This window comes from Sorangium sp. So ce363 (assembly GCF_051520435.1).
Classification (GTDB): Bacteria; Myxococcota_A; Polyangia; order Polyangiales; family Polyangiaceae; genus Sorangium; species Sorangium cellulosum_B.
In genome coordinates this window covers 7,848,772-7,867,242 of the sequence record NZ_CP150333.1, presented here as the reverse complement: position 1 = coordinate 7,867,242, position 18,471 = coordinate 7,848,772, and the positions used below count along the sequence as shown (strand labels likewise).

Genomic DNA, 18,471 nt, shown 5'->3' with positions numbered 1-18,471 from the left:
CCGGGGCCAGATCGTAAATGTTCGATGTAATTAATGATTTTGTGAAATGGCGCGCGCCGACGTCCCGTGCGGGAGGGGGGCGGCCGCCTGGCACGAAAACTGGAAATAGCCGGTCAGAACGCGCCGCACGGCGTCGCCTCAGGAGAAGATCATGTCGAGCTTGGGAGCCCCGGTTACAGCGCTGCTCGGTACGTGCCTGTTCGCGCTTGGATGCGTGGTGACGCCGGCGCCGGCCGACGACAACGACAAGGACATCGCTGCCGAGGAAGATGTCGCGTCGGTCGAGCAGGCGTATGTCTTTCCCAACGGCGACGATCCGGAGTTCTTCTGGGAACCGAGGACGATACAGATGCTCCAGCGGCTCGCCCTGGCGCCGCTCGCGGACGGCGCCGGCAAGCTCGCCAGCACGCCGCTCCTGGAGACAGAGCAGGGCCGCAAGCTCCTCCACTATGTCGTGGGCTGCGCGCTCCGCCCGGACATGACGGTGAAGGGCGTGGTGGGCGCGTCCTCCTACGTGTACAAGGGGGCGCTCGGGCTCGCGGCGCCGTGGCGGAGCCAGGCGATGACCCTCACGTCCCCGCAGCGCTGGGTGACGGCGTGTCTCCTCCAGACCTTGAACGGCTTCCTGGAGGAGGTGCCGATCCGCATGGTGGGCAAGCACCCGGGCCTCGCGGACGCGCCGTGGATGAACCCGGCCCAGTACACGTTCCCGGACGCGACCATGTTCGGCAACATCTTCGTCCCGGGCCAGGAAGTCGCTTATGCCTGCGCGGATGAGGGCGCGCAGCTCGCGTGCGGCGATGTGTGGAGCACGTTCGCGAAGCTGCGGATCTGCGACTCGTCGCCGACGTGCAAGCTCACCCTCCTCGGACCGTGCAAGGGCTCGCTCCCGAACGAGACGGACTGCGCAACGAACGCCGCTGGCCAGCCGACGTGCCACGCGGACGGTGTGTCCTACCCGGAGTCGATCTCGTCGAAGCTCGACGCAGAGGGCGTCTTCAACCTCTACCCGAGCTGCGGGAACTGAGGCGCGGCGACCCTCGCCCACCGAGAGCACCGCCGGCAGCCCGAGCTGCCAGTGCAGCGCTGTCGTCGAAGGGTCGTCTCTCTACGGAACGGGGCTCCACGAGGCGCCGCGGCCGTAGGCGATGAACGCGGGCACGGCCTTGGCGTCCCGGGTGTCGATGACGACGACGCTTCGAATCGTCGGCTCGCAGCCAGCGTAAGGGCATAACGAGAGCGTGAAGGCGAGGTGGCGATCGTCGGGCGCCCAGGCAGGCTCGTAGGCGCTGTAGAAGGGGCGCGGAAACGCGCTGGTGAGCGGGCGGTCGGCGCCGCCGTTCGCGTCGAGCAGCGTGAGCTCGTTCCAGTAGTCCGCGCCGAACCCTCCCACGCGGACGGACCACGCGACGGCGATCTTCGAGCCCTTCGGCGAGACCTCCGGGTGCATCGAGCCCGAGACCCAGAACGAGCCGAGCCCCTTGATCCCGGTGCCGTCGAGGGCCGTCGTGTAGAGCCGCGACCGCTGGCAGCAGAGAGCCCCTGTCTCGCTCGCCGAGAAGAGCAGGCGATCGCCGAGAAAGCGGGCGGCGCTGAACATGTGGTTGCCCGCGTCCGGCAAGCGCCTGACACGCCTCGTCGCGAGCTCCACCGAGAGGAGGTGCTCCGCGTCGAACTCGCCTGCGACGCAATGAACCGCGTCGCCGCCCGGCGAGAACGTGCATTGGCTCAGCGTCGCCGGCTGGCCGATGCGCTGGTCGTCGCCGCTCGCGACCTCGACGAGGTGAAGCTCTTCCAGGCCTTCGTCCGCCGGCGCTCGCGCCCTGGCGACGTAGGCGACGCGGGCGCCGTCCGGCGAGATGGCGAACGAGGGCTCGCCGTACCATGCGGAGAATTTGCCGGTGATCGGCCGCTGCTCCGTGCCGTCCGCGTTCATGAGGAAGACGCGCCAGGCCATCCCGTCGCGGTTGCTGAGAAAGGCGATCCGCCGGCCGTCGCCGAGGAAGGTGGGCGCGACGTTGCGCTGCGTCTTTCGCGTGAGCTGCGCCTCGACGCCCGTCGCGAGGTCCATCGCGAAGACGTCGCCAGAGCGCACGAAGGTGATGCGCCCCGACGCGAGGGCGAGCTCCCTGGCGCGGCGGAGGCGCGGGGGCCTCTTCTCCGCCTCGGGCTCACCGAGCCCCGCGTACGCCTTCACCCAGTCGTCGAACGTGCCGATCGTCTTGCGCGGGGCTGGGCCCGTCGATTCCGCGGTTGGCTCGGGGGGCTGGTAGGGAGCCGTCGGAGGCTCCGCGCTCGGGGCTGGCGACGTCGCGACGGCAGGGGAGGCGGTCGGAGCCGGGTCGGCGCACTGGAGCGGGGCCGCCGCGTTCGAGGCGCTGGGCGGGGGAGGGGGCTCGCCGTCGCTCGTCGGCCTGGGCGTGCACGCGGCGAGCAGGAGCCACGCGATCGCGGTGCGCTGCGTTCGTTCCTGCATGGTCGTGGGAGAACGCCGCGGCAGGGGGGCGCTCATCCCGTTCTCGGAGCGCTGCGCCGCGCGCCGCTCGAAGGGCAGGGCTCCTTCTGGCGCCCACGCGAGGGGTGATAGGCTCGTGCGATGAGCGCCGCCGCGCCGCCCACCCTCGACGAGGTTCTCCACCGCCCCCTCGTCCGCGCGCGCTCGCCCGCGGGGCGCGTCCTCGGAGTCGCGACGATGGCCGCCGCGCTCGTGTCTCCGGCCGCGGCGAGCGCCTCGGACTCGGCGCCCGCGTTCACCGGCATGGGCTCCGCCGTCGTCGAGGCGCTCAATGAGCTCCGCTTCTGGGGCCAGGCACAGATAGGCGCCACTGGCGCGATCAGCGATTGGGCGGAGCCGGGTGGGGTGAGCCTGCGCGCCTCGATGAGCGTGCGCGGAGTCGGGCTCGCCGGCGCGCTCCGCTATGAGCAGGTGGAGGGCCGCGGCGGCGGCGTGCTCGCGCTGGGCGGCCAGCTCCGGCCGCTCGCCTTCGCCCAGATGACGGCCTACGAGCGGATCGATCCCTTTCTGAGCCTGGGCGGTGAGGTCGGCGGCGAGCGAGACGCGCTTCGCGCCGACCTCTACGCGGGCGCAGGCCTCGATTTCGTGCTCTTCCCCGAGGAGGACGCGCAGCCTGCGCTCGTCCTCGAATACCAGCTCCGCCCCCTCCGCACGCCCTCGGACACGCCGCTCCAGATCCTGCACCTCGGCGCCGCCATGCGCGGCGTCTTCTAGCGCGGGCGCGCGTCCGCGCTGGTATCAGGGTCGTCATGACGACGATGCGTGCCAAGCGAACGGTGTCGGCCCCGCGTAGAGCTTCCAGAGCGGCCCCTCCAGCGGCCCCCGCTCCGCGTGCGGCGCCGGAGCGAGCCCATGTGCTCGACGTCCCGTTCGCGATGCGCGCGGTCGCGTCCGCGAGCGGCGCGCGCTGGGACGCGGAGCACGGCGTGTTCGTCGTTCGCGCAGAGACGCTCCCGCCGGCCCTCGCGCCGTTCCGCGCCGCGCCGTACTCGTGGGAGCGACGCATCGAGCACGAGCTCAACGATGACCCCGCGCCCGCGCCGGCCGCCCCCGCCGGGGCGATGATCCTCCGCCCGCACCAGCTGGACGGCGTGCGGGCCATCGCCGCCGCGAAGGCCGCCAGGCGCGCCGGGTTCCTCCTCGCCGACGACGTCGGCCTCGGCAAGACGATCACCGCCTGGGCAGCGGTCCTCCAGATGCCGGACGTCACGACGGTGCTGATCGTCTGTCCGCTCGCCGTCGTCGCGCACTGGCGCCGCACGGTCCAGGCCATGGGCGACGCAGGCAAAGAGATCGTGATCATCAACTATGATCGGCTGGGCAAGCTCTTCGAGGTGACCCCGGAGGCGCGGCGAAGGATTCGATCGAAGAAGGGCCTCGCGCGCGCCGGCAGCGCCGCGGAGTTCGACGTGGTGATCTGGGACGAGAGCCATCGCTGCAAGAACCCGGCGGCGGCGCGCTCCAAGCTCGCGGTCAAGCTCAACGCACGCGCACGGTTCGTGCTGTGGCTCTCGGCCACCGCGGGGCAGAACCCGCTGGAGCTGTCGTATCTCGCGCCGCTCCTGGCGAGCGCAACCGGGAGCCGCTCCGCGGATCTGAAGGACTTCGAGCAGTGGTGCGCCGACCAGGGGCTCGGGGTTGCGCGCGGCGCGTTCGGCAGGTGGGACTGGCGCGGCGATCCGGCGGACTGCGGGAAGGTGCGTGCCCTCCTGTTCGACGGCCGTCCGGCGGTCGGGGTGCGGCGTCGCCCGGAGGACGTGGCCGGCTGGCCCGAGATCAACCGCATCCTCACCCCGCTCGAGCTCGACGCCTCCGCGCGCGAGCTCTACGCGCAGGCGTGGACCGCGTTCCGCCGGGAGATGGATCTCCGGCCGAAGGGCGCGAACCCGAAGTCGGCGCTCGCCGCGACGTTGCGCCTGCGACAGAAGAGCTCGCTCATCCGCGTGGCCAGCACCGTGGAGCTGGTGCGTGAGCTGCTCGACAACGGGCATCAGGTCGCGGTCTCCGTCGCCTTCATGGAGACGCTCGAGGCCGTGGAGGCCGCGCTGGCCCGGGAGCGCGTCCCGTGCGCGCTGATCCACGGCGCGCTGCCGGCCGGCGAGAAGGAGGCCGAGCGCCTCCGCTTCCAGCGCGGCGAGCCGCGCGTGGTGCTCTTCACCGTGGAAGAGGGGATCTCGCTCCACCAGGGCGAGCACAACGAGGTGCCGCGCTCGGCGGTGATCCACGATCTGCGGTGGTCGGCGATCCAGATGGCGCAGATCGAGGGCCGCTGCCACCGCAATGGACGCTTTGCGCAGGTCTACTGGGCGTATGCCGACGATACCGTTGAAGACAAGATCGCTGAGATCGTGTGCCGCAGGATCCGGTCGATGAAGGCGATGGTCGGCGATGACGTCGAGACGATGCACGAGATCGAGCGGTTGCTCGCCGGAGCCGAGTGAGAGACGCGCCACGCGCCGTGGCCATGATCGTCGCCTGCGAGCCAGAGACGAACAAGGCGACGCCTCCGGCTGCGCGTCCGCCGCGCCCCCAGCCCCCGGAGAGGTGGTGACTGCCGCCTGTTTGACGGAGCTTCCCTAGGGTGCTGGACAGCATTCGGGCCTTGCGGCGCAGACCCAATCCATGAGACTTTTCGTGGGAGAGGTCACAGAAGGCAACGATCTAGACAGATCTGGTCCGGCGGCTTCGGTTGACCAATCGACGGATAGCAGGGCCGGCAGAACGTTGCGCGGCAGGGGCTGAGTCGATATGTTGTTCGGGGATCGGCAGGACTTCGCCATCGAGGCGGACGTGGAGCCCAACCTGGAGCCCCCGAGCGCAGTGTGGGGGCGCATGTGCGTCTGGTGCCGCGGGGTGGCCCTCGGAGACCTTGGGGAGTCGCACTGTGCGCTGTACCCGGCTTACCTCTCCTTTCGCTGGCTGCCCTCCAACCTCGACCGCCTGTGGTCCGAGAAGCTGGCCGGGTTGGACGACATCGCTGCCTGGAACTTCCTCGACGGGCAATTGTACGGCCATCCTGGAGACGTCGAAGTGCCCGATACCCGAACGGCCGAGGAGCGCCGCCGGGACTGGACGTTCTGGAGCGCCCACGATTTCCTGACCAACTGGGGCGAGCAGTTCAACGGGTGCAAAGCATTCGTCCTCTGTCCGCCCGGCGGTGCAGTTCGCATCCTCTCTCGCGAACTACCCGGGCACATGGGCCGCGGCGTGCAGGTGTCGCGGGCCGGGCTCGTTGCAGCCGCCGAGGGGTTCGCACGCTGGTTCGAGCAACAGGCGCGGCGTCTGGAAGGCGGTCGGGTCTAATGCCTGCCGATGGGGCCCAACAAGGGGGCTTGCTGACCGACGCGCGGGCGCGCTGCGCGCACCCACGCGGCCTATACAATCGCGCCATCAACCGCGCGACGGACCGCTTGTCATGGTGTCGCCGGACGCGGCGCTTCAGCCGTCGAATCGGACGCGCGTGCCCCCCGAGGGCCGGAGCACCGGGAGGTAGCGCGAGGCGGGGAATCCGCCCTGGAGCCTGGGGCCCGAGGCCGGGAGTGTCCGCCCGAGCGCGACGAGGAACTGGACGATCTCCATCCACGCGAGGTGATAGCCGAGGCAGAAGTGCGCGCCGCCGCCGAACTGGGCGATCTCGAGCGGCGAGAGCGCCTCCTTGCGGCCGAGCCAGCGCTCGGGGCGGTAGCTGTCCGGATCCGGGTAGAGCTCGGGATCGCGGGAGAGCAGGACCAGCGGGATCGCCACGTGGGTCCCCGCGGGGACGGCGCGGCCGTCGAGCTCGAAATCGGCGACGGCGCGGCGGGCGTCGTGAGCCACCGGCGGATGGAGGCGGAGCGCCTCGCGGAACACGGCCTCGGCGTAGGGGAAGCGGCGGAGATCCGCGGGCGAGCGCGGGAGATCCGGCGCGCTCGACGCCTCCTCGCGGAGCGCGCGCCAGACCGCGGGGCTCTCGGCGAGGTGGGCGACGCACCAGGCCATGACCGAGGCCGAGGTCTCGTGGCCGGCGAGGAGGAGCAGGCGGAGGTTGCCCACCAGATCCTCCTCCGAGAGCGGCTCGCCCTGCTCGTCGCGGGCCGTGAGCAGCGCCGGCAGGAGGCCCTTCGCGTCGCCGCGGGCGCGCACGCCGGTGAGGATCCGGCCGATGCGCTCGTCGAGCCAGGCGCGGGCGCGGAGCCCGCGGCGCCGCGGCGAGCCCGGCACGTCGAAGGGCAGGCCGAGGATCACGAGCATCAGATCCTCGTAATAGTGGCGCCACTCGGGCAGCTCGTCGTCCTCGACGCCGGTGATCTTGAACATCACCTCCAGGGCCAGCTCGCGGGTCTCGCGCAGCAGCTGGACGTCGCGCCGGCCGAGCCACGAGCGGACCTTGCGCTCGACGCTGGTCGCGACGATCGCGCCGACCTCCGCGGCGTCGAGGCCCTTCGGCGAGAAGGGCCCGTTCATCGCGGTGCGGAGGCGGCGGTGCGAGGCGCCGTCGTGGGCCATCAGCGTCTGACCGAAGAGGTGGCCGACGCCGCCCTCGGTCAGATACGAGGAGTCGACGGCCTTGCTCTTGAAGAGCGAGAAGGCCTCGTTCGACGCGTAGATGAGCTGCCAGGCGTCGACGCCTGGAGCCCAGAAGAAGAGGGAGCCGAAGCGGCGCTGGCCCTCGCGGAGCAGACCGAGCTCGTCGACGGCGATCGCCGGCATGTGGCCCACGACCGGGAAGCGGCCGGGGAGGATGGGGAATCCATGCCGCGTCTCGATGCGGCGGGCGAGGGGGTTGCGGCCCTGAAGGAGCGGGAGATCGGCGAAGGAAGCGGGGAGGGCGGTGGTCATGGCGCGTGCGACCTCCACTTGTATCATCACGCCGGCGCGGCCTGGGCGCCCGGCGAGAGGCGCGCTGTCATCTCCGGATCTCGGACACGAGGACGAGCCGCCCGCCGTCGACTCGGGCGCACACATGGTAGTCGGGGTCGGTCCCGGGGCCCTGCTCGAGCACGCCCGCGATCACGCCGAGCAGGTTCAGCCATGGGCCGCCGGCGGCGATCAGGTAGGCAGACCAGCCCGCCTCCTCGAACGCGGTGACGACCTTCTTCGGGTCGCCGAAGCCCTTGCCCGGATCGCCCACCGCCGCGCGGAGCGCCGGCAAGAGCTCCGTGACCGCCGCGTCGCCGGCGGCGCATCGCTCGGCGGCGAACGCCCTCTCGACGCCGGCGCGCGAGGCGTCCGTCAGGGCCCACGACGCGACGAAGCGGCTCCGCTTGCCCTGCGCGGTGACCCCGAGGGTGCCATCGCCGGCGAGCCTGCGCGCCGGCGCGCCGAGCCAGAGGTTCTGCCGGGCCTCGGCGAAGCTCTGGGCGGCGATCCCCGGGATCACCCTCGGATCGACCGAGCCTCCGGAGAGCGCCCTCGCGATCTTGCCGTAGCCGTCCGTCGCGCCCAGCTCGCCCATCCGCTCGGGATCGAGGCACACCGACACAACGGGGCTCGCGTCGAACCTGGAGCACCGGCCCTCCGGGCCCCCGACCTCCTCGCTGAAGGCGACGAGCTCCTTCAGGACGGCCGGATCGCCGCCGGACCCGAAGAGCGACATCACGACGTCGAGCCGGAGGTCGGCGCCGTCCGCGTAGATCGCGACGGCGGCGATCCCGCCCTGCGCCACGCCGAGCGGCGCCCGGGCGCCGAAGCCGGCGCAGCGCGCGGCGCCCGGGCACGCGTCCAGCGGGGCGCCGCCCGTGAGGACGTCCACCACGGTCGCCAGCGCGCGCCGCGGGTCCGCCCCGCTCACGAGCGGAACGAGGAGCCGCACCCGCGTCACGTCCGCCGCGTGCCCGCGGACGACCTTCTCGAGCGCCTTGCCCGAGGCCCCCTTGGCCATGGCGTCGACGACCGCGCGCGCGCTCTTCTCGGACGCGGGCACCACGGCGCCCAGGATCGGCCTTCGCGGATCGACGCCGGCCTTCGCGAGCGTCACGTCCGGCGGATCCTGGCTGCCGAGCGCGCGGTTCGCCTCGATCAGGACCTCGGCGATCTGGGGCACGTACTGGACGGCGACGTCGAGGGCGCTGTTGCGAAGCGAGGCGTAGATCGCGGCGCCCGGCGGGAGGCGCGCGATCTGCTCGGCCGACGGGGGCGGCGGCTCGGGCGCGGCTCCCCCGGGCGCGGCCGGGTCGCTCGCCGCCGGTTGCACCGCCGCCGCCGCGGAGGCGCTCGCCGGTGCGCCTGGTCGCGCCGGTTGCGCGGCGGCGCTCGACGGGCTCGCGCCGGTCGAGCCTTGTCGCGCGGCGCAGGCCGCGCTCCCCGCCCCGAGCGCGATTCCTGCGCCGAGGAGGACGATGGGGAGGAGCTCTCGAAGGGGCATGAGCGGGCTTCATGCCCGCGCGGTCGCCGCGCCACAAGCCACGAGGTGATACGCTCAGGCGCATGGACGGCCAAGGGCGGAGGCGCGGGGCGTCCCGCAGGGTGAGCCGGGGTCTTCGCGAGATCGTGCGCGCCGTGGCACTGGGCGGGGCGATGGTCGTGACGGGCTGCGGGGCCGCGCCGCCTCCGCGGCCCGTGAGCGATTTCGATCTCCTCTTCCGAGACGAGGGCAAGGAAGAAGAGCCCGAGCAGCACCCCGTGCTCGACATCATCGCCGTGGCGGATACGGACTTCGACGGCAGGTCGGAGCTGTCCCTGAGGGGCATCCGCGGCGGCGCGCTGTACTTCACCGAGACCCGAGGACACGCCCTCCGTCGGCTCGATCTCGAAGGCGGCGCGCGGTTGATGGACGATGTGGATCCTTTCGGCAAGCCGATCGTGACAGCGTCCCTTCCTGGGGCGCTGTCGACGGCCGGGACCAGCGATCGAGCGCTCTGGCTCTCCAGGCGCGAGGGCCCGCCTGGGGTCGCCGCGAACGCGCCGGCCGGGCAATCCATCGATCGGACCGAGCTCGTGGACTCGGGCTTTCTGTACTGGAGGAGCGGGGACTACCTGATGCGGCAGCCGGCGCGAGGAGGTCCAGCGATCCCGGTGGCGCGCGCGCGCGACACGATGCGGAGCGAGTACACGTTCGCGAGCGATGGCCGCTCTCTTTATCGAGGCTCGCGCGCGTCCGTGTCCAGGGCGCCCCTCTCGGGCGGAGCCTGGCAAGAGGTCGCGAGCCTGCCGCCCGACGACCGGGCGTGGACCATCCATCCGATCGCAGGGAAGCTCTACGCGCTCTCCTCCAGGATGCTGCTCCGGCTCGATCCGGAGGCCCCCCGCGCGCGGCGGCTCGTGGCGCTCGACGGCGTACCCATCGGATCCATCGCTGTCCTGGGGTCGGAGCTCTACTACACGACCCGACAGGAGACGGGTGACGTGCTGTGGGCGACGCCGAAGCGCGGAGGCGCCTCCACGCCCGCGTTGAAGCTCGAGCAGCTCGGCGCTGCGCCCGCGCTCGACGAGGCGCATGCCTTCTTCCTCACCGTGGACGGCAGGCTGGTGCGCGCGAGCCTGACCGGAGGCTCGAGGGAGACGCTGGTCATGTCCGACGACGTCGCCCGCGCTCTGTCGGCGCCGGAGCCCTACGGCTACGGTCCGAGCGCGTCGCGGGAGGATCTCTGGGGATCGCCGGCCTTGCCAGAGCTCGGGGCGGTCGACGCGACGAGCGTGTACTGGGTGGACCGAGCACAACGCGCGGCGCTGAAGCTCCCGAAGCGAGGCGGTTCCATCGAAGTGCTCATGAGGGGCCTGGAGAACCCGGAGAAGCTCGCCATCGACGATCTGTACGTCTACCTGTCCGACGACGGTCGCAGCGGCAGTCGGCTGCTGCGGATCGACAAGACAGGAGGGCGCCCCGAGGTGCTGGCGCGCGTGCGGGTGCCGGCGTTCCACTTCAGCGCGAGCGGCGAGGCGCTGTTCTGGGCAGCGGACGACGACCTCTTCAGCCTCTCCAGAGAGGATGGTTTCCGCGCCCTGCCTCGCCTGGGGAGCTTGCTCGATAGCTCCCTGTCCCACAACGTCAACTGCAGCTTCGCCGCGCGTGGAGGGGACCTGTTCTATGCGCGGTGCGAGGACGACTGGAGCTCGTCGCTCGTCGTCCGCCGGAGCGGGGAGCAGCGCGCGCTGCGCATCCTCGGCGCCCACCACAGGCACCCCGCCAGGCTCGCCGTGGACGCGGACGCCGTGTACATCCTCGAGGTGGGCACGAAAGCGGGGCCCAGATCGCGCGCCTCGGGCCAGGAGCGCTTCCATTGCTGCAGCATCTGGGCGGCGCCGCGATGACGAGCGCGCGCGCCGGGGTCCTTCCTGGCAGGCTCTTGTCCTCTGCCAGGCGACCGTCCCGCCGCCGCGTCCAGGTTTGCAAGGTCTCGTACTGGACCGGCGTCGGCTCGGACACCCAGGTGAACGTGCAGTGCTACGACTATCTCGGCAACCCGGTCGACAGCCAGTTCACGAGTACGTATCTCGGCGCCGAGATGTTCACGCCCTGCTGAGCGAGCGCTGATACAGGGGGGCCGAGATCACTCGCCCGTGTCGAACTCGCACGCGGCGACCTGCGGCGCACACTCGCCCTCCACCTCGGCGGCCACAGAGGCGAGGCAGTCGTCGCACTCGGCGCTCCGCCCCTCGCCGGCGCCGCACGCGCCATAGCAGGGCAATTCCTCCACCAGGCCGCAGGCAACGCAGAGACAGTCCATGAGCACCTCGTAAATCTCGGCCGACTCCGCGCACAGGTCCGCCGGATCGTCGGTGTCGTAAGGGGGCAACGAGCAGGTCGCGCACTCGGCGCTGCCACCGGCTCCGCCCGCGGCGCCGACCTCGCCGCCCGCGCCAGCCCCCGCCTCGCCACCCGTCGAACTGCCGCCCGCGCTGCCGCCGGCCTCGCCTCCCGTCGAGCCGCCGCCGGTCCCGCCTCCCGTCGAGCCGCCGCCTCCGCCCACCAGATGGTAGCTTTCGTCCAGCCCCGCCAGCGCGGTACACCCGCCGGCCGCCGTAAGCCCGATCAGCGCCATCGCCAGGGACGCGTTCACACGCTTCGAGCCCGCCATGGCGCCGGAGCATCACTCGCTTACGCCTCCGGCGTCAAGTGACCGTACGGCTGGTTCGACCTGGGGCCGTGGTTCGATGCACGCACGACACGCGTGCTCGTCAAATCTGTTACAATCGTAGCAATCGCATGTTCATGGACGCCGGCACGCATGACCGCCGCCCCCGAACTCGGCCTGATCGCCTTGCCGTGCGCTGCCACGTCGTGGCTCGCCATGGCACAGAAAACCAGCGTGGTTCTCTCGTGCCGGAGCGGGCATGTCCCGTGCTCGACGCGGCGGCCATGACACACAAGTGCTTTCTCTGGTTGGCTCGTGGTTCCTTCATTGCGTGGGCGACGCTGGGCGGCGCGGCGTGCGGCGAAGATGACCATGGACCTGCGAGCGCGGAATCCACCAGCACCAGCGGAGCGGGCGCGAGCGGCAGCGCCGGCGCTGGCGGCTCCGGGGGCGGCGGCGGCAGCGCCGCCAGCGGCGGGGCCGGCGGCTCCGGGGGCGGGGGTGGCAGCGCCGCGAGCGCCGGCGCTGGCGGCTCCGGGGGCGGCGGCGGCAGCGCCGCCAGCGGCGGGGCCGGCGGCTCCGGGGGCGGGAGCAGCCATGGCCTGACGTGCCGCGAGTCGAGCTTTCCGGCGTTCAGCAAGGCCTGCGAACAGGCGAGCGACTGCGTCGTGTTGCCGCACGTCACGACCTGCTGCGGAGACATCCTGTTCGTCGGCGTGGACGCGGACGACAAGGAAGCGTTCGAGGCCGCCGAGGCGGCGTGCCTCGCAGGCTCGCCGCTGTGCGATTGCCCGTCGCGTCCGTCGCTCGCGGAGGACGGCCGGCGGCTCGAGAGAGAGAGCGAGCAGGCGGTCGCGGCGCGCTGCGACGAGGGCTCGTGCACGTCGGAGATCAGAGATCTGCCCTAGCTCGACCTTCGTTCGCGGGGACACGAGGTGCTGGCGTCACTCCAGATCCCGGGTGTCGTGCGGTACATCGCGAACGGTGCGACCGCCGCGGGGTGCCCCTACCTCGCGATGGAGTGGCTCGACGGCGAGACGCTTGGTGAGCGTTCGCCCCCGCGCCGCTACGCCGTGCGTTCCACCGAGCTGTCGGCCGCGCTCGCGGACCGCTTCAGGCCGAGGCGCGAGAGCCGGGCCGGGGCCTCCCCGGGCGCGGGGTGCCGGATCGTCCCTCTCGGCTCGAGCGGCGGCGCGGCCGGCTCGTTGCCGGTGAGCTGCTTGAGGCCGTAAAAGCCGTTCATCGCCGCCGACAGCATCATGGCGCCGCGGCTCAGCGACCGCGCGCCGCGCGCGAGGCGCTCGAGCACCGCCGCGGGGCCGAAGGCGCGATTCCACATCTGGCGGTGGGCGGCGAGGAGCTGCTCGGGGGACATGCGCGCCGGCCGGAAGGCGACGCCGTAGCCGCTGTAATGGGGCCAGTCACGCTCTTCCAGGATGCGCCCGTCTCGCCGGTGCTCGTCGTACAGCGGCGTGCCCCGGAACGGAGTGAGGATGCTGAGGAACGGGACGTCGACGCCGATCTCGTTCAGCCGATCGGCCGTGGAGGCGATGACCTCCGGCGTCTGATCGTCGAAGCCCGAGATGAAGCCCGCCATCACGCAGATCCCGCGATCGTGCAGCTTCCGGATGGCCTCGCGGTACTCGCGCGCGCGGTTCTGGCGCTTGTCGACGCTCTTGAGATCGGCCTCGTCGAGGCTCTCGATGCCGAGGAAGATGCCGATACAGCCGGACCGCTCCATCGCGTCGAGGAGCTCTCGGTCCTTGACGATATCGATGGATGCCTGCGTGAGCCACCAGCGATCGAGCCCGGCGAGCTCGCGCAGGAGCTCCTTGGCCCAGCGGCGCTGGACGAGCAGGTTGTCGTCCCAGAACCACGCGACCTTCTCCTGCCAGAAGCGGGGGAAATGCGTGGTGGCGATGTCGCGGATCACTTCGTCGACGGGGCGCACGCGGAAGCCGGGGTTGAGGTCGGGCACCGTGCAGAAGCTGCACGTGAACGGGCAGCCGCGCGTCGCCTGGAGCACGCGGGGGACCAGGAAGCGCTCTTCGAGCAGATCGTAACGAGGGGTCGGCAGCCCCGCGAGCGACGCCGGTTCGCCGTGATAGACGCGGCGCTGCGTGCCTCGCGCGAGATCGCGCAGGACCGAGGGCCAGACCGCCTCGGCCTCCCCGGTGACCACCACGTCCACGTGCTGGAGCGCCTCCTCGATCCAGTACGAGACATGCGGCCCGCCGGCGACGACGCGCACGCCGAGGGCGCGGTAGCGATCGGCGAGCGTGTACGCGCGGCGCGCGAAGCCGGAGAAGAACGAGAGCGCGACAACGTCCGGCGAGGCGTCGACGGGGACGGGGCGCACCTGCTCGTGGAAGAGCTCGACCTCGTGCTCCGGCGGGGTGATCGCCGCGAGGTGGATCCCGGTGACCGGCGGGACGAAATGGAAGCGGTGGCCCCGGCGATAGCGGGGGACGTAACTCACGACGATCCTCACCTTCATCAGCGCCTCCTCGGGAGCATGGGTCTCATCGGATCGGACCCGCGATGACGGCGTGGATCCGATGGCGGAAGGCGATCCGATGAGAGACGCCGAGAATAACGGAAGGCGGCCGGTGTCGATTCCAGAAGGGAGAGGAGCTACCGTGGAGGGACGGTGGTGGATGCGTGCGGGGGCGGAGGAAGCGAGAGCCTCATGGGGCCTCGACCGCCGGCGCCGTCTCCGCCTCCGCTCCCGGTTGAGCCTCAGATCAGATCCCGCTTGATCTTCTCCCGCCATTCACGACTGGCGAAGCGGGTGTCGTCCTCGAAGGCGTCGAGCTCGCCGCTGATATAGAAATGGTCGCGGTCGGCGTGGAGCCTGGTCGCCACCTCGATGCGGATGTCCCAGTCCGGGCGCGACTGCACATACGTCTGCCGGCAGGTGAAGGAAGCGTGAAGCGGATCGTCCGGCGCGATGCTGAGCTCGCGGCGGAGTTGGTGCAGCACCTCGGTGCCGATCTCGTCGAGGCGCTGACGCCCTTCTCCGAAGACGCCCACTGTATCCGTCACGGTCGTGACCGCACCCGAGGTGATGTCGAAGGTCACCGAGCGCGTGACGCTGCCCGCGTTCACCTGGGTGATCGACGTCGCTCGCGCCGCTTCCGGCTTCAGGAAGGGTTCACCGCCGTCGGCCGCTTGCGGTCTTCGATGCGGCAGCATGAGGCGGCTGGCGCCGGTGATGATGCCGAGCGTCGCCCGCTCGGGCGCCGGCCAGATCAGCGGCCAGTAGGCGCTGGAAAACGATATCCGCAGGCGATGGCCGGCAGCAAAGCGATGCGCGCAGGCATTCAATACCAGCTTCAGCTTGTAGCGCTTGCCGGGTTCCGGGCAGCTCCCCGACGCAGCCGGCCCCCATCCACTCCCCGCCCTGAAGGCCGACATGCTGGGGCGAGCGCAGCGCCAAGACATCCTCGGCGCCGCTCACCGGGGCGAGGCCGTCCTTGTCGAGATAGAGAGTACAGGGTTGGAGCTCCGGCGACGGCCAGCTCTGCTCGGCCACCCAGTGTCCCGGATGGCGACTTCGTGTCGTTTCCGGCGCCGTGTAGTCCTGCAGCCAGGCGCGCAGCATCGGCTCCTCGTCGACGCCGTTCTCGATGCCGTTCAGCCAGCGATCCCACCAGGCGATGGCATCCTGCAGGAAGCCGATCGCCGGGCCCGGCGTTCCGTCGTGCGGGTAGAATCCAGGCGATCACTTCGAGGGCATCGTCCTGCTCCTGCTTCAGGTACTCGTCCCACATCAGCCCGTCGCTCTCGCCGGATCCACGCATGTCGACCCGCAGCACGGCATAGCCGTGGCCGGCGAAATAGCCATGCATCGGCTCGTCACGGGCGCGGGTTCCGTCCCGCTTGCGATAGGGGATGTATTCCAAGATGGCTGGCGCCGGCTTTCTTCGCGCTCCTTCTGGCAGCCATAGGCGCGCCGCGAGACGGCAGCCATCCCTCAAGGTGATCCAGAGATGCTCGGTAATCTCGACCTTCAGGGGCGTTTCAACCGCGGCCGCCATGGTTCACTCACTGGTTCGCGACCTTCCTCTTGGCAAGGAGGTTCGTCCGCCAGTCGGGATCCAGTTCCGGGACCGACAACAACAGGAGTTCAGTAGAGGCGGGAGTTGGGGGGCGGAGCTGGCCGCTCACCCCATCCCCCGGACGCGGCGCAGCAGCGCGTCCGCCGGCTCGTAGCCCCGCCCCTCCGCGCGAGCCTGCGCCGCCTCGGTGGGGACGAGCTCTCCGGAGAACGCCCTGGCGAGGATCGTGTGCGGGAGCCTGTCGGCCCGGGCCGCGGCGCGGGCCACGCGCTCCTCGACCTCGCTGGCGAGCGCGAAGAGCGCCTGTGCGCGGCGGACGATCTCCGCCTGCTCCTCCGCCGGCGGCACCGACACGGGGATGCCGTTGAGCGCCGCCTGCGTGAGCTTCGGCTGGGCCGAGCCGGTCACGTGGTGCTGCAGGTCGAGCGCGTTCAGGAGCAGCTCGAGGTACCCGAGGACCACGCCGGCCTTCGGTTGGACCACATGAGCATGGTTGTTCACCCAGAACCTCCCGCTCGCGGCGAACGCCACCCGGGTGTTCCTCGACAGGAGGTTCGCGCCGTCCTCGGCGATCAGCAGGTAATCGCCGTCGAACAGGTAGTCATCGATCGAGTCGATGACCCCCGACGCGCCGTAATACGGATATGGCCCCCGGCGCCTCGCTCGAACCGCGGAGCTCACGGGGACGCGTCGGCCATCGTGGTTGTCCACCAGGGCGCCGAACGGGCAGCGGACCCAGGACGGCGGCAGGGGACGCTCCGGACCGTCGCTGCTCGCCCCGGGCGCGGCCGGCGCCGACGTCGAGCAGCGCGGCGGGGGCTCCGCCGGTCCCGCGGGCGGCGCGGCGGCGCCCGGCGCGCGCAGGTCCTCGGTGAGCCTCCCCGAGCACGCCGCCCCCAGCACGGCCTGCCGGAGCCGCCGGAGGAGCAGCGACGACCTCGCCAGCCGGGCCTTCGCCGCGTCCACCTCGCCGAGCAGGGCTTCGGCCTTCGCGACGATGCGGCGCTGCTCGGGGAGGGGAGGCAGGGAGAAGGGCCGCCCGAACGTCTCGCGCACCTTCACGAACGGCTGCGCGGAGCCGCCCTTCACCCAGAATCCCTCGTCGTTGAGGTGGAGGAACAGGTAACCGACGTCGATGGCCCGCTCATCCGGCCAGACCACATGGGTGTTCGCGATCGCCGACCACCGCCCGCGCGCCTTGAACGCCTTCCCGCACCGCGTCCCCACGGCGGAGACCACGATCGCCTCGCCCTCGTGCTCCCAGCCGTCGCACCACACGTCGGGGCCGGCGGCGCTGAACCCCTGGTAGCGCCCTGGCCGCTGCTCGGCGTGGAGCTTCCCCTTGATGAGCTTCGAGCTCCCGCTCCGGTGCGAGCAGATCGACGCGAGCGTCGTCTCGGCCCACCCCTCGGGCAGCGGCCCGCTCACGCCTCCGCCGCCTTCGCCCCGCCCTCGAGCAGCGCGAGCACGCGGTTCAGCGCGGCGACCGCCTCCGTCAGCTCCTGGAGGGCGTCGGTCGCAAGCTCCTCCGGCTCGGGCGGCTCGCCGGCCTCGTCGAGCGACTCCTCCTTGAGCCACCTCAGCCCGTCGAGCTTGAACTCTCGCTCCTTCACCTCGCGGAGCTCGAAGCTGCGGAATCGACCCTCGCTGGAGCTCGCCGCCTCCCGCACGCCGCGCCCGTCGGGGTCGCCGCCGTAGCACCGCTCGAACTCCGCGAAGTGCGCCGGGGAGAGCGGCCGGCCCTTCTTGGTGATCGACGGGACGCCCGTCCGGGCGTCGTAGATCCAGACCCTCTCCGTCGCGCGGCCCTTCGTGAAGAAGACGACGTTGGCCTTCACCCCGGCGCTGTACGGCGTGAAGGTCCCGTGCGGCAGGCGGAGCACCGTGTGCAGGTCGCAGCCCCTGGCGAGGATCTCCAGCACCGCGCCTGCCTGGTCGGCGAACAGGCAATGGTCCGGCAGGACCATCGCCGCCCGGCCGCCGGGCCTCAGGATCGTCAGCACGTGCTGGATGAAGTTGAGCTGCTTGTTCGCGGTCGCGATCGCGAAATCCTCGCGGCGCGGCGTCTCGTAGGCCCCCTTCGTGCCGAACGGCGGGTTCGTCAGGATCACGTCGAACCGATCGTCCGGCGGCGGGGCGTCGAGCGAGTCGCCGAGGGTGATCCTCGGCTCGATCCCGTGGAGGTACAGGTTCATCAGGGCGAGCCGGCGGGGGCGCGCGACGAGCTCCTGGCCGAAGAACGCCCCGGCCTTGATCCGGCGCGCCGCCTCCCGGTCGAGCGCCCCCCGCGCCTCGGCCTCGATCCACTCCCAGGCGGCGACAAGGAAACCCCCGGTGCCGCACGCCGGGTCGCACAGGGCGAAGCCCGGCTTCCCCTGCGGATCGGGCCTGATGCACCGCACGATCGACTGGATCAGGGCGCGGGGCGTGAAGTACTGCCCCGCGCCCTTCTTGCCCTCGGCGGCGGCCTTCTCCAGGAGGCCCTCGTACGCCGCGGCCTGGATGTCCACGCCGAGGCGCGTCCACTCGATCTCGTCGATGAGGTCGACGAGCTTCCCGAGGCTCGCGGGGCTCTTGAAGCGCGGCTGCGAGCCCGCGTAGATCTCCCCGAGGACGCCGGGGGCTCCGTCGAGGGATCGGAGGACGTCGGCGTAGCGGTCGAGCAGCGCTTGACCGCTGCGCGCGCGCAGCGCGGGCCAGGAGCAGTCTGTCGCGTCGACCTCGCCGCGGGGCGTCCTGTGCTCGACGCGCGAGAGATCGATGCCTCGCTCGGCGGCCATCTTCAGGAAGAGCAGGTAGGTGATCTGCTCGATGTAGTCCCCGTGGTCGATGCCGTCGTGGCGGAGCGTGTGGCACAACCCCCAGAGCTTTCCAACAACGTCGGTCATGCGGCGGCGGCTTC

The 18,471-nt window shown here is 71.4% G+C and carries 15 protein-coding genes and 1 pseudogene; 7 read left to right on the top strand and 9 right to left on the bottom strand.

Going from position 1 to position 18,471, the window contains the following annotated elements; genetic code table 11:
* The first annotated feature begins 151 nt into the window (after positions 1–151).
* Positions 152–1,027 (top strand): hypothetical protein, encoded by an 876-nt coding sequence (locus tag WMF12_RS29360; protein ID WP_437850733.1) that lies wholly within the window; start codon positions 152–154, stop codon positions 1,025–1,027.
* Between the two features lie 81 nt (positions 1,028–1,108).
* On the opposite strand, the gene WMF12_RS29355 is transcribed toward WMF12_RS29360, so the two are convergent.
* Positions 1,109–2,476: a hypothetical protein gene (locus tag WMF12_RS29355; protein WP_437850731.1), complete on the bottom strand. Its 1,368-nt coding sequence runs from the start codon at positions 2,474–2,476 to the stop codon at positions 1,109–1,111.
* Between the two features lie 120 nt (positions 2,477–2,596).
* On the opposite strand from WMF12_RS29355, the gene WMF12_RS29350 reads away from it, so the two are divergent.
* The 3 genes from WMF12_RS29350 to WMF12_RS29340 all read left to right on the top strand — a co-directional run bounded on the left by WMF12_RS29350 (position 2,597) and on the right by WMF12_RS29340 (position 5,818).
* The gene (locus tag WMF12_RS29350; RefSeq protein ID WP_437850729.1) at positions 2,597–3,229 is read left to right on the top strand and encodes a hypothetical protein; all 633 of its coding nucleotides are present in this window, start codon (positions 2,597–2,599) and stop codon (positions 3,227–3,229) included.
* A gap of 140 nt (positions 3,230–3,369) precedes the next feature.
* Positions 3,370–4,956, top strand: a complete 1,587-nt coding sequence (locus tag WMF12_RS29345; protein WP_437850727.1) for an SNF2-related protein — start codon at positions 3,370–3,372, stop codon at positions 4,954–4,956.
* Between the two features lie 307 nt (positions 4,957–5,263).
* Positions 5,264–5,818 carry a hypothetical protein gene (locus WMF12_RS29340; RefSeq protein WP_437850725.1) on the top strand — a complete coding sequence of 185 codons (555 nt, stop codon included), beginning with the start codon at positions 5,264–5,266 and terminating at the stop codon, positions 5,816–5,818.
* Between the two features lie 135 nt (positions 5,819–5,953).
* Here WMF12_RS29340 and WMF12_RS29335 read toward each other — a convergent pair whose 3' ends face one another.
* On the bottom strand, positions 5,954–7,333 hold the full coding sequence (locus WMF12_RS29335; RefSeq protein WP_437850723.1) for a cytochrome P450: 1,380 nt from the start codon (positions 7,331–7,333) through the stop codon (positions 5,954–5,956).
* Between the two features lie 67 nt (positions 7,334–7,400).
* On the bottom strand, positions 7,401–8,858 hold the full coding sequence (locus WMF12_RS29330) for a hypothetical protein (RefSeq protein ID WP_437850721.1): 1,458 nt from the start codon (positions 8,856–8,858) through the stop codon (positions 7,401–7,403).
* Between the two features lie 125 nt (positions 8,859–8,983).
* Between WMF12_RS29330 and WMF12_RS29325 the strand changes: the two genes are divergently transcribed.
* Together WMF12_RS29325 and WMF12_RS29320 are read left to right on the top strand one after the other, a co-directional pair.
* Positions 8,984–10,744, top strand: coding sequence for a hypothetical protein (locus WMF12_RS29325; RefSeq protein WP_437850719.1), 1,761 nt, complete (start codon positions 8,984–8,986; stop codon positions 10,742–10,744).
* Positions 10,714–10,956 (top strand): hypothetical protein, encoded by a 243-nt coding sequence (locus tag WMF12_RS29320; protein WP_437850717.1) that lies wholly within the window; start codon positions 10,714–10,716, stop codon positions 10,954–10,956. The genes WMF12_RS29325 and WMF12_RS29320 overlap by 31 nt, the downstream gene beginning before the upstream one ends.
* 27 nt (positions 10,957–10,983) lie before the next feature.
* Here WMF12_RS29320 and WMF12_RS29315 read toward each other — a convergent pair whose 3' ends face one another.
* The gene (locus WMF12_RS29315) at positions 10,984–11,511 is read right to left on the bottom strand and encodes a hypothetical protein (protein ID WP_437850715.1); all 528 of its coding nucleotides are present in this window, start codon (positions 11,509–11,511) and stop codon (positions 10,984–10,986) included.
* 281 nt (positions 11,512–11,792) lie between these two features.
* Here WMF12_RS29315 and WMF12_RS29310 point away from each other — a divergent pair, with 281 nt between their 5' ends.
* Complete coding sequence (locus WMF12_RS29310) at positions 11,793–12,416, top strand: hypothetical protein (RefSeq protein WP_437850714.1); 624 nt, start codon at positions 11,793–11,795, stop codon at positions 12,414–12,416.
* 158 nt (positions 12,417–12,574) lie between these two features.
* Here the strand turns inward: WMF12_RS29310 and WMF12_RS29305 are convergent, their stop codons facing one another.
* From WMF12_RS29305 to WMF12_RS29285, 5 genes and pseudogenes are all read right to left on the bottom strand, one after another.
* The gene (locus tag WMF12_RS29305; RefSeq protein ID WP_437850711.1) at positions 12,575–14,005 is read right to left on the bottom strand and encodes a B12-binding domain-containing radical SAM protein; all 1,431 of its coding nucleotides are present in this window, start codon (positions 14,003–14,005) and stop codon (positions 12,575–12,577) included.
* A gap of 242 nt (positions 14,006–14,247) precedes the next feature.
* Positions 14,248–14,925 carry a CocE/NonD family hydrolase C-terminal non-catalytic domain-containing protein gene (locus WMF12_RS29300; protein ID WP_437850709.1) on the bottom strand — a complete coding sequence of 226 codons (678 nt, stop codon included), beginning with the start codon at positions 14,923–14,925 and terminating at the stop codon, positions 14,248–14,250.
* 70 nt (positions 14,926–14,995) lie between these two features.
* Positions 14,996–15,548 (bottom strand): annotated as a pseudogene (locus WMF12_RS29295) (CocE/NonD family hydrolase); the annotation flags it as partial.
* Between the two features lie 126 nt (positions 15,549–15,674).
* Positions 15,675–16,997: a restriction endonuclease subunit S gene (locus WMF12_RS29290; protein ID WP_437850707.1), complete on the bottom strand. Its 1,323-nt coding sequence runs from the start codon at positions 16,995–16,997 to the stop codon at positions 15,675–15,677.
* Positions 16,994–18,457 (bottom strand): N-6 DNA methylase, encoded by a 1,464-nt coding sequence (locus WMF12_RS29285; RefSeq protein ID WP_437850705.1) that lies wholly within the window; start codon positions 18,455–18,457, stop codon positions 16,994–16,996. The genes WMF12_RS29290 and WMF12_RS29285 overlap by 4 nt, the downstream gene beginning before the upstream one ends.
* Positions 18,458–18,471 lie beyond the last annotated feature (14 nt).